Source organism: Tepidicella baoligensis, from assembly GCF_013432195.1.
Classification (GTDB): domain Bacteria; phylum Pseudomonadota; class Gammaproteobacteria; order Burkholderiales; family Burkholderiaceae_C; genus Tepidicella; species Tepidicella baoligensis.
The window spans coordinates 1-9,128 of the sequence record NZ_JACCDB010000017.1 but is presented as its reverse complement, the minus strand read 5'-3'; the positions used below and the strand labels follow the sequence as shown (position 1 = coordinate 9,128).

The window sequence follows — 9,128 nt, the reverse complement described above, 5'->3', positions numbered from 1 at the left end:
CGTTTCAATCCACACCCGCCCTCGCGGGCGGGTGATCCGTTCCTACCTGAATTTCCTTGTTATTGGGGCTAAAAAGTTTCAATCCACACCCGCCCTCGCGGGCGGGTGATCCACCGAGAATGACTGACAGCGGGTTCCTCCGCAAAGTTTCAATCCACCCCCGCCCTCGCGGGCGGGTGATCCACCGAGAATGACTGACAGCGGGTTCCTCCGCAAAGTTTCAATCCACCCCCGCCCTCGCGGGCGGGTGATCCGACCACGGAAGGGGCATCAGCCAGGAGCTGATTGGTTTCAATCCACACCCGCCCTCGCGGGCGGGTGATCCCAGAGGACTGGCTTTCTAAGTCCTTGATTNCCTCGCGGGCGGGTGATCCCGGGCGATTCAGTGGCTACAGGGTGCAGTGGGGGCGTTTCAATCCACACCCGCCCTCGCGGGCGGGGGATCCGGCCAGCGTGCCGTTGCCGCGTGACCTGGGAGAGGTTTCAATCCACATCCGCCCTCGCGGGCGGGGGATCCGGCCAGCGTGCCGTTGCCGCGTGACCTGGGAGAGGTTTCAATCCACATCCGCCCTCGCGGGCGGGGGATCCGGCCAGCGTGCCGTTGCCGCGTGACCTGGGAGAGGTTTCAATCCACATCCGCCCTCGCGGGCGGGGGATCCGGCCAGCGTGCCGTTGCCGCGTGACCTGGGAAATGTTTCAAGCCACACCCGCCCTCGCCGGCGGGTGATCCCGGGCGATTCAGTGGCTCCAGGGTGCAGTGGGGGCGTGTCAATCCACACCCGCTCTCGCGGGCGGGTGATCCGGCCAGCGTGCCGTTGCCGCGTGACCTGGGAAATGTTTCAATCCACACCCGCCCTCGCGGGCGGGTGATCCGGGGAAAGCACGGTACAGGCCTACGCCTGGGACNCCTCGCGGGCGGGTGATCCAATATCGCGGATGGTAAGCGGCTTGAAAACACCAGGTTTCAATCCACCCCCGCCCTCGCGGGCGGGTGATCCAATATCCCGGATGGTAAGCCGCTTGAAAACACCAGGTTTCAATCCGCACGCGCCCTCGCGGGCGGGTGATCCAATATCCCGGATGGTAAGCCGCTTGAAAACACCAGGTTTCAATCCGCACGCGCCCTCGCGGGCGGGTGATCCAATATCCCGGATGGTAAGCCGCTTGAAAACACCAGGTTTCAATCCGCACGCGCCCTCGCGGGCGGGTGATCCAATATCCCGGATGGTAAGCCGCTTGAAAACACCAGGTTTCAATCCGCACGCGCCCTCGCGGGCGGGTGATCCCCGGCGGGGATGATGTTGCCCAGCGCAGCCGTTAGGTTTCAATCCACACCCGCCCGCGCGGGCGGGTGTGGATTGAAACCGAACGGCTGCGCTGGGCAACGTCATCCCCGCCGGGGATCACCCGCCCGCGCGGGCGGGTGTGGATTGAAACCGAACGGCTGCGCTGGGCAACGTCATCCCCGCCGGGGATCACCCGCCCGCGCGGGCGGGTGTGGATTGAAACCGAACGGCTGCGCTGGGCAACGTCATCCCCGCCGGGGATCACCCGCCCGCGCGGGCGGGTGTGGATTGAAACCGAACGGCTGCGCTGGGCAACGTCATCCCCGCCGGGGATCACCCGCCCGCGCGGGCGGGTGATCCATGGGCCGGATCAGCGTGGGTGAATGTCGGACATGTTTCAATCCACACGCGCCCTCGCGGGCGGGTGATCCATGGGACGGATCAGCGTGGGTGAATGTCTGANCCTCGCGGGCGGGTGATCCAGCGCCGACGTCATCGAGCACGCACTCGAATTCGAGTTTCAATCCACACCCGCCCTCGCGGGCGGGTGATCCTCGAGCACGGTCGATGTCGAGGTCGTCGGCGAGCTTGTTTCAATCCACCCCCGCCCTCGCGGGCGGGTGATCCCTCGGCCACCGACGGCGTGCGCCGGGTGCTGGTGGTTTCAATCCACACGCGCCCTCGCGGGCGGGTGATCCCTCGGCCACCGACGGCGTGCGCCGGGTGCTGGTGGTTTCAATCCACACGCGCCCTCGCGGGCGGGTGATCCCCCGGCCACCGACGGCGTGCGCCTGGTGCTGGTGGTTTCAATCCACACCCGCCCTCGCGGGCGGGTGATCCCGCATGGGGCGTGAACATGGCTACCACGGCGCAGTTGTTTCAATCCACACCCGCCCTCGCGGGCGGGTGCTCCCCCATCAGCGTCGTGGTCCGCCAGGCGCCTTTCAGGTTTCAATCCACCCCCGCCCTCGCGGGCGGGTGCTCCCCCATCAGCGTCGTGGTCAGCCAGGCGCCTTTCAGGTTTCAATCCACACCCGCCCTCGCGGGCGGGTGATCCCAGATGGGCAGGCTGTTTGGCAGCGTGGAGGCNCGCGGGCGGGTGATCCCCGCCCTCAGTGTCAACGGGGCCGTCGATTTTTGGGTTTCAATCCACACCCGCCCTCGCGGGCGGGTGATCCATGGCGTCCAGCGCGTGTTCACGCAGGTGCATGGGGTTTCAATCCACACCCGCCCTCGCGGGCGGGTGATCCCCCATCAGCGTCGTGGTCAGCCAGGCGCCTTTCAGGTTTCAATCCACACCCGCCCTCGCGGGCGGGTGATCCCAGATGGGCAGGCTGTTTGGCAGCGTGGAGGCCTTGTTTCAATCCACACCCGCCCTCGCGGGCGGGTGATCCTTGGCCTCTGCGGGCAGCATCCCGAGCGGCATCTGTTTCAATCCACACCCGCCCGCGCGGGCGGGTGTGGATTGAAACCCCGCCCTTGCCGAGCTGCTGCGCCTGCGCGATGGCCGGATCCCCCGCCCGCGAGGGCGGGTGGGGATTGAAACCAGAACTCTGTGGCGGTGAACTCCACCAGCGCGCGGATCACCCGCCCGCGCGGGCGGGTGTGGATTGAAACCCCGCCCTTGCCGAGCTGCTGCGCCTGCGCGATGGCCGGATCCCCCGCCCGCGAGGGCGGGTGGGGATTGAAACCAGAACTCTGTGGCGGTGAACTCCACCAGCGCGCGGATCACCCGCCCGCGCGGGCGGGTGATCCGCGGGCTGGTGGAGTTCACCGCCACAGAGTTCTGGTTTCAATCCCCACCCGCCCTCGCGGGCGGGCGATCCGCGAGCTGGTGGAGTTCACCGCCAAAGAGTTCTGGTTTCAATCCACACCCGCCCTCGCGGGCGGGTGATCCGGCCATCGCGCAGGCGCAGCAGCTCGGCAAGGGCGGTGTTTCAATCCACACCCGCCCTCGCGGGCGGGTGATCCTCCGTCACCGCCGGCGGCGGTTCATCGCCCATCGGGTTTCAATCCACACCCGCCCTCGCGGGCGGGTGATCCGGCCATCGCGCAGGCGCAGCAGCTCGGCAAGGGCGGTGTTTCAATCCACGCCCGCCCTCGCGGGCGGGTGATCCGGCCATCGCGCAGGCGCAGCAGCTCGGCAAGGGCGGTGTTTCAATCCACGCCCGCCCTCGCGGGCGGGTGATCCGGCCATCGCGCAGGCGCAGCAGCTCGGCAAGGGCGGTGTTTCAATCCACGCCCGCCCTCGCGGGCGGGTGATCCGGCCATCGCGCAGGCGCAGCAGCTCGGCAAGGGCGGTGTTTCAATCCACGCCCGCCCTCGCGGGCGGGTGATCCATCCATACTGAACGAAACAGGCGCCAACTGGCGTTGTTTCAATCCACCCCCGCCCTCGCGGGCGGGTGATCCTCCGTCACCGCCGGCGGCGGGTCATCGCCCATCGGGTTTCAATCCACCCCCGCCCTCGCGGGCGGGTGATCCTCCGTCACCGCCGGCGGCGGGTCATCGCCCATCGGGTTTCAATCCACCCCCGCCCTCGCGGGCGGGTGATCCTCCGTCACCGCCGGCGGCGGGTCATCGCCCATCGGGTTTCAATCCACCCCCGCCCTCGCGGGCGGGTGATCCTCCGTCACCGCCGGCGGCGGGTCATCGCCCATCGGGTTTCAATCCACCCCCGCCCTCGCGGGCGGGTGATCCGCGGCGAAGCGGGCCAATTCATCAACATCCATGTGTTTCAATCCACACCCGCCCTCGCGAGCGGGTGATCCGGTGCTGCAGTTGTTGGCTGGCCAGCAGGGTCCAGTTTCACTCCACACCCGCCCTCGCGGGCGGGCGATCCGCGGCGAAGCGGGCCAATTCATCAACATCCATGTGCTTCAATCCACACCCGCCCTCGCGAGCGGGTGATCCGGTGCTGCAGTTGTTGGCTGGCCAGCAGGGTCCAGTTTCACTCCACACCCGCCCTCGCGGGCGGGCGATCCGCGGCGAAGCGGGCCAATTCATCAACATCCATGTGCTTCAATCCACACCCGCCCTCGCGAGCGGGTGATCCGGTGCTGCAGTTGTTTGCTGGCCAGCAGGGTCCAGTTTCAATCCACACCCGCCCTCGCGGGCGGGTGATCCGCCGTCGCCTCGATGTTTGGCCGTGCCTTCTCGGTGTTTCAATCCACACCCGCCCTCGCGGGCGGGTGATCCGGTGCTGCAGTTGTTTGCTCGCCAGCAGGGTCCAGTTTCAATCCACCCCCGCCCTCGCGGGCGGGTGATCCGGTGCTGCAGTTGTTTGCTCGCCAGCAGGGTCCAGTTTCAATCCACCCCCGCCCTCGCGGGCGGGTGATCCGGTGCTGCAGTTGTTTGCTCGCCAGCAGGGTCCAGTTTCAATCCACCCCCGCCCTCGCGGGCGGGTGATCCGCCGTCGCCGCGATGTTTGGCCGTGCCTTCTCGGTGTTTCAATCCACACCCGCGCTCGCGGGCGGGTGATCCGTCCTGGGCAGCGGCACTCCTGAGGCTTGATCATGGTTTCAATCCACACCCGCCCTCGCGGGCGGGTGATCCGCCACAACATGCGCTATGGAGGCGTTTGGCATCTGTTTCAATCCACACCCGCCCTCGCGGGCGGGTGATCCGCCACAACACGCGCTATGGAGGCGTTTGGCATCTGTTTCAATCCCCCCCCGCCCTCGCGGGCGGGTGATCCGCCACAACACGCGCTATGGAGGCGTTTGGCATCTGTTTCAATCCCCCCCCGCCCTCGCGGGCGGGTGATCCGCCACAACACGCGCTATGGAGGCGTTTGGCATCTGTTTCAATCCCCCCCCGCCCTCGCGGGCGGGTGATCCGCCACAACACGCGCTATGGAGGCGTTTGGCATCTGTTTCAATCCCCCCCCGCCCTCGCGGGCGGGTGATCCTGCCGCAGGAACTTCCTGATCGCCACCTTCAGCCGGTTTCAATCCACACCCGCCCTCGCGGGCGGGTGATCCACGGTGCGCCTGGTTTCATTGCGACAAACATTGAAGTTTCAATCCACACCCGCCCTCGCGGGCGGGTGATCCTCCATGCCGAGCTCAAGCGCGTCAATTCCGAGCTTGTTTCAATCCACACCCGCCCTCGCGGGCGGGTGATCCCACGCGCCGCACTTCTCCGGGGCGTCGCATCATCGTTTCAATCCACACCCGCCCTCGCGGGCGGGTGATCCAGCCGGTCAAGGCGTTCTTCACCGGCCTGTGGGAGTTTCAATCCACACCCGCCCTCGCGGGCGGGTGATCCCACACGCCGCACTTCTCCGGGGCGGCGCATCATCGTTTCAATCCACTCCCGCCCTCGCGGGCGGGTGATCCCACACGCCGCACTTCTCCGGGGCGGCGCATCATCGTTTCAATCCACTCCCGCCCTCGCGGGCGGGTGATCCCACACGCCGCACTTCTCCGGGGCGGCGCATCATCGTTTCAATCCACTCCCGCCCTCGCGGGCGGGTGATCCCACACGCCGCACTTCTCCGGGGCGGCGCATCATCGTTTCAATCCACTCCCGCCCTCGCGGGCGGGTGATCCCACACGCCGCACTTCTCCGGGGCGGCGCATCATCGTTTCAATCCACTCCCGCCCTCGCGGGCGGGTGATCCAGGGCGCATGGCTGACCACGGCCATGATGGGCTTGTTTCAATCCACACCCGCCCTCGCGGGCGGGTGATCCAAGAAAGTGAGCAAGCAGTGAGCACCACCAACGTGTTTCAATCCACACCCGCCCTCGCGGGCGGGTGATCCATGGAATGGCGCGCGCACCAGTTGCGCAGCGTCAGTTTCAATCCACACCCGCCCTCGCGGGCGGGTGATCCTGGTAGGCCTCTGCAATGGTCCAGCCCTTGGCCTGTTTCAATCCACACCCGCCCTCGCGGGCGGGTGATCCAATCGTCGGGACCATCTTGGCGGACTTTTTGACGGTTTCAATCCACACCCGCCCGCGCGGGCGGGTGTGGATTGAAACGATCGTTTCCGGACGACCTTGCTGCCGCCGCCGAGGATCACCCGCCCGCGCGGGCGGGTGTGGATTGAAACGATCGTTTCCGGACGACCTTGCTGCCGCCGCCGAGGATCACCCGCCCGCGCGGGCGGGTGTGGATTGAAACGATCGTTTCCGGACGACCTTGCTGCCGCCGCCGAGGATCACCCGCCCGCGCGGGCGGGTGTGGATTGAAACGATCGTTTCCGGACGACCTTGCTGCCGCCGCCGAGGATCACCCGCCCGCGCGGGCGGGTGATCCTGGTAGGCCTCTGCACTGGTCCAGCCCTTGGCCTGTTTCAATCCACTCCCGCCCTCGCGGGCGGGTGATCCAGCAGCCCGGCCAGGACAGCAAGCAACTGGCCGACGTTTCAATCCACACCCGCCCTCGCGGGCGGGTGATCCTCGGCGGCGGCAGCAAGGTCGTCCGGAAACGATCGTTTCAATCCACACCCGCCCTCGCGGGCGGGTGATCCTGCGATCGGCCCTGACATCGAGCTTCGGCATCGTGTTTCAATCCACACCCGCCCTCGCGGGCGGGTGATCCGTGCGCCTGCGCGCCTACGGCAACGCCATCAACGCGTTTCAATCCACACCCGCCCTCGCGGGCGGGTGATCCCCCAGGGGCTTCGGCCCCATCCCCTTGAAAGGAAGTTTCAATCCACACCCGCCCTCGCGGGCGGGTGATCCCACTGCGTGCGTGGCAGTCGAACTTGGCCTTGCAGTTTCAATCCACACCCGCCCTCGCGGGCGGGTGATCCCACTGCGTGCGTGGCAGTCGCACTTGGCCTTGCAGTTTCAATCCACCCCCGCCCTCGCGGGCGGGTGATCCCACTGCGTGCGTGGCAGTCGCACTTGGCCTTGCAGTTTCAATCCACCCCCGCCCTCGCGGGCGGGTGATCCCACTGCGTGCGTGGCAGTCGCACTTGGCCTTGCAGTTTCAATCCACCCCCGCCCTCGCGGGCGGGTGATCCCACTGCGTGCGTGGCAGTCGCACTTGGCCTTGCAGTTTCAATCCACCCCCGCCCTCGCGGGCGGGTGATCCAGGTCACCAGCTGGCGCGTGAGCATCACCAAGCGGGTTTCAATCCACACCCGCCCTCGCGGGCGGGTGATCCGGCCATTGCGGTTTTCCTCTCGAAAGGGTTTGACGGTTTCAATCCACACCCGCCCTCGCGGGCGGGTGATCCGTCAGGAAGCGGCTCATCAGCCTGCGCTACACCGATGTTTCAATCCACACCCGCCCTCGCGGGCGGGTGATCCCCGCCAGCACCATGCAGCGCATCGCCGTGCAGCTGTTTCAATCCACACCCGCCCTCGCGGGCGGGTGATCCGCGTTAACCCTGAGCACCTAGAGCTGGGGACACAAGTTTCAATCCACACCCGCCCTCGCGGGCGGGTGATCCATCGGGCCGCGTGAGCGAGTTCCGCGACCAGGTGGTTTCAATCCACACCCGCCCTCGCGGGCGGGTGATCCTTCGCCGGGGTGAGCTACTGGGATGGCCACAAGTACGTGTTTCAATCCACACCCGCCCTCGCGGGCGGGGGATCCTTCGCCGGGGTGAGCTACTGAGATGGCCACAAGTACGTGTTTCCATCCACACCCGCCCTCGCGGGCGGGGGATCCTTCGCCGGGGTGAGCTACTGAGATGGCCACAAGTACGTGTTTCCATCCACACCCGCCCTCGCGGGCGGGGGATCCTTCGCCGGGGTGAGCTACTGAGATGGCCACAAGTACGTGTTTCCATCCACACCCGCCCTCGCGGGCGGGTGCTCCCGGATGGGGGGAATGAAATGCCCGACAAACAACCTGTTTCAATCCACACGCGCCCTCGCGGGCGGGTGATCCCGGATGGGGGGAATGAAATGACCGACAAACAACCTGTTTCAATCCACACCCGCCCTCGCGGGCGGGGGATCCTTCGCCGGGGTGAGCTACTGAGATGGCCACAAGTACGTGTTTCCATCCACACCCGCCCTCGCGGGCGGGGGATCCCGGATGGGGGGAATGAAATGACCGACCAACAACCTGTTTCAATCCACACGCGCCCTCGCGGGCGGGTGATCCTTCGCCGGGGTGAGCCACTGGGAGGGCCACAAGTACGTGTTTCAATCCACACCCGCCCGCGCGGGCGGGGGATCCCCCCGCGTCGATTGGGGGAAAGAACTAGCCCGGAACGTGTCAATCCACACCCGCCCTCGCAGGCGGGTGATCCCCCCGCGTCGATTGGGTGAAAGAACTAGCCCGGAACGTTTCAATCCACACCCGCCCTCGCGGGCGGGTGATCCCTGCGCGAGCGGCTGGGAGAGCAGCCATGACCAAAGTTTCAATCCACACCCGCCCTCGCGGGCGGGTGATCCCGAACTTTTGGCGAACAGTTCACCAAAGAACTCAAGTTTCAATCCACCCCCGCCCTCGCGGGCGGGTGATCCGTAGTTGGTGCGACCGTTGCCGCCATACGCCAGCGGTTTCACTCCACCCCCGCCCTCGCGGGCGGGTGATCCGTAGTTGGTGCGACCGTTGCCGCCATACGCCAGCGGTTTCACTCCACCCCCGCCCTCGCGGGCGGGTGATCCGTAGTTGGTGCGACCGTTGCCGCCATACGCCAGCGGTTTCACTCCACCCCCGCCCTCGCGGGCGGGTGATCCGTAGTTGGTGCGACCGTTGCCGCCATACGCCAGCGGTTTCACTCCACCCCCGCCCTCGCGGGCGGGTGATCCGTAGTTGGTGCGACCGTTGCCGCCATACGCCAGCGGTTTCACTCCACCCCCGCCCTCGCGGGCGGGTGATCCGCTCTTGTCAGAGCGGAACCAGCCGCCCTTGGAGTTTCAATCCACACCCGC

The 9,128-nt window shown here is 66.9% G+C and carries 3 CRISPR repeat arrays.

Going from position 1 to position 9,128, the window contains the following annotated elements:
- Positions 1-1,679 precede the first annotated feature (1,679 nt).
- Positions 1,680-2,751: a CRISPR direct-repeat array (repeat unit 37 nt; unit sequence GTTTCAATCCACACCCGCCCTCGCGGGCGGGTGATCC).
- 323 nt (positions 2,752-3,074) lie between these two features.
- A CRISPR array of direct repeats spans positions 3,075-6,263; the repeat unit is 37 nt; unit sequence GTTTCAATCCACACCCGCCCTCGCGGGCGGGTGATCC.
- A gap of 317 nt (positions 6,264-6,580) precedes the next feature.
- Positions 6,581-9,077: a CRISPR direct-repeat array (repeat unit 37 nt; unit sequence GTTTCAATCCACACCCGCCCTCGCGGGCGGGTGATCC).
- Positions 9,078-9,128 lie beyond the last annotated feature (51 nt).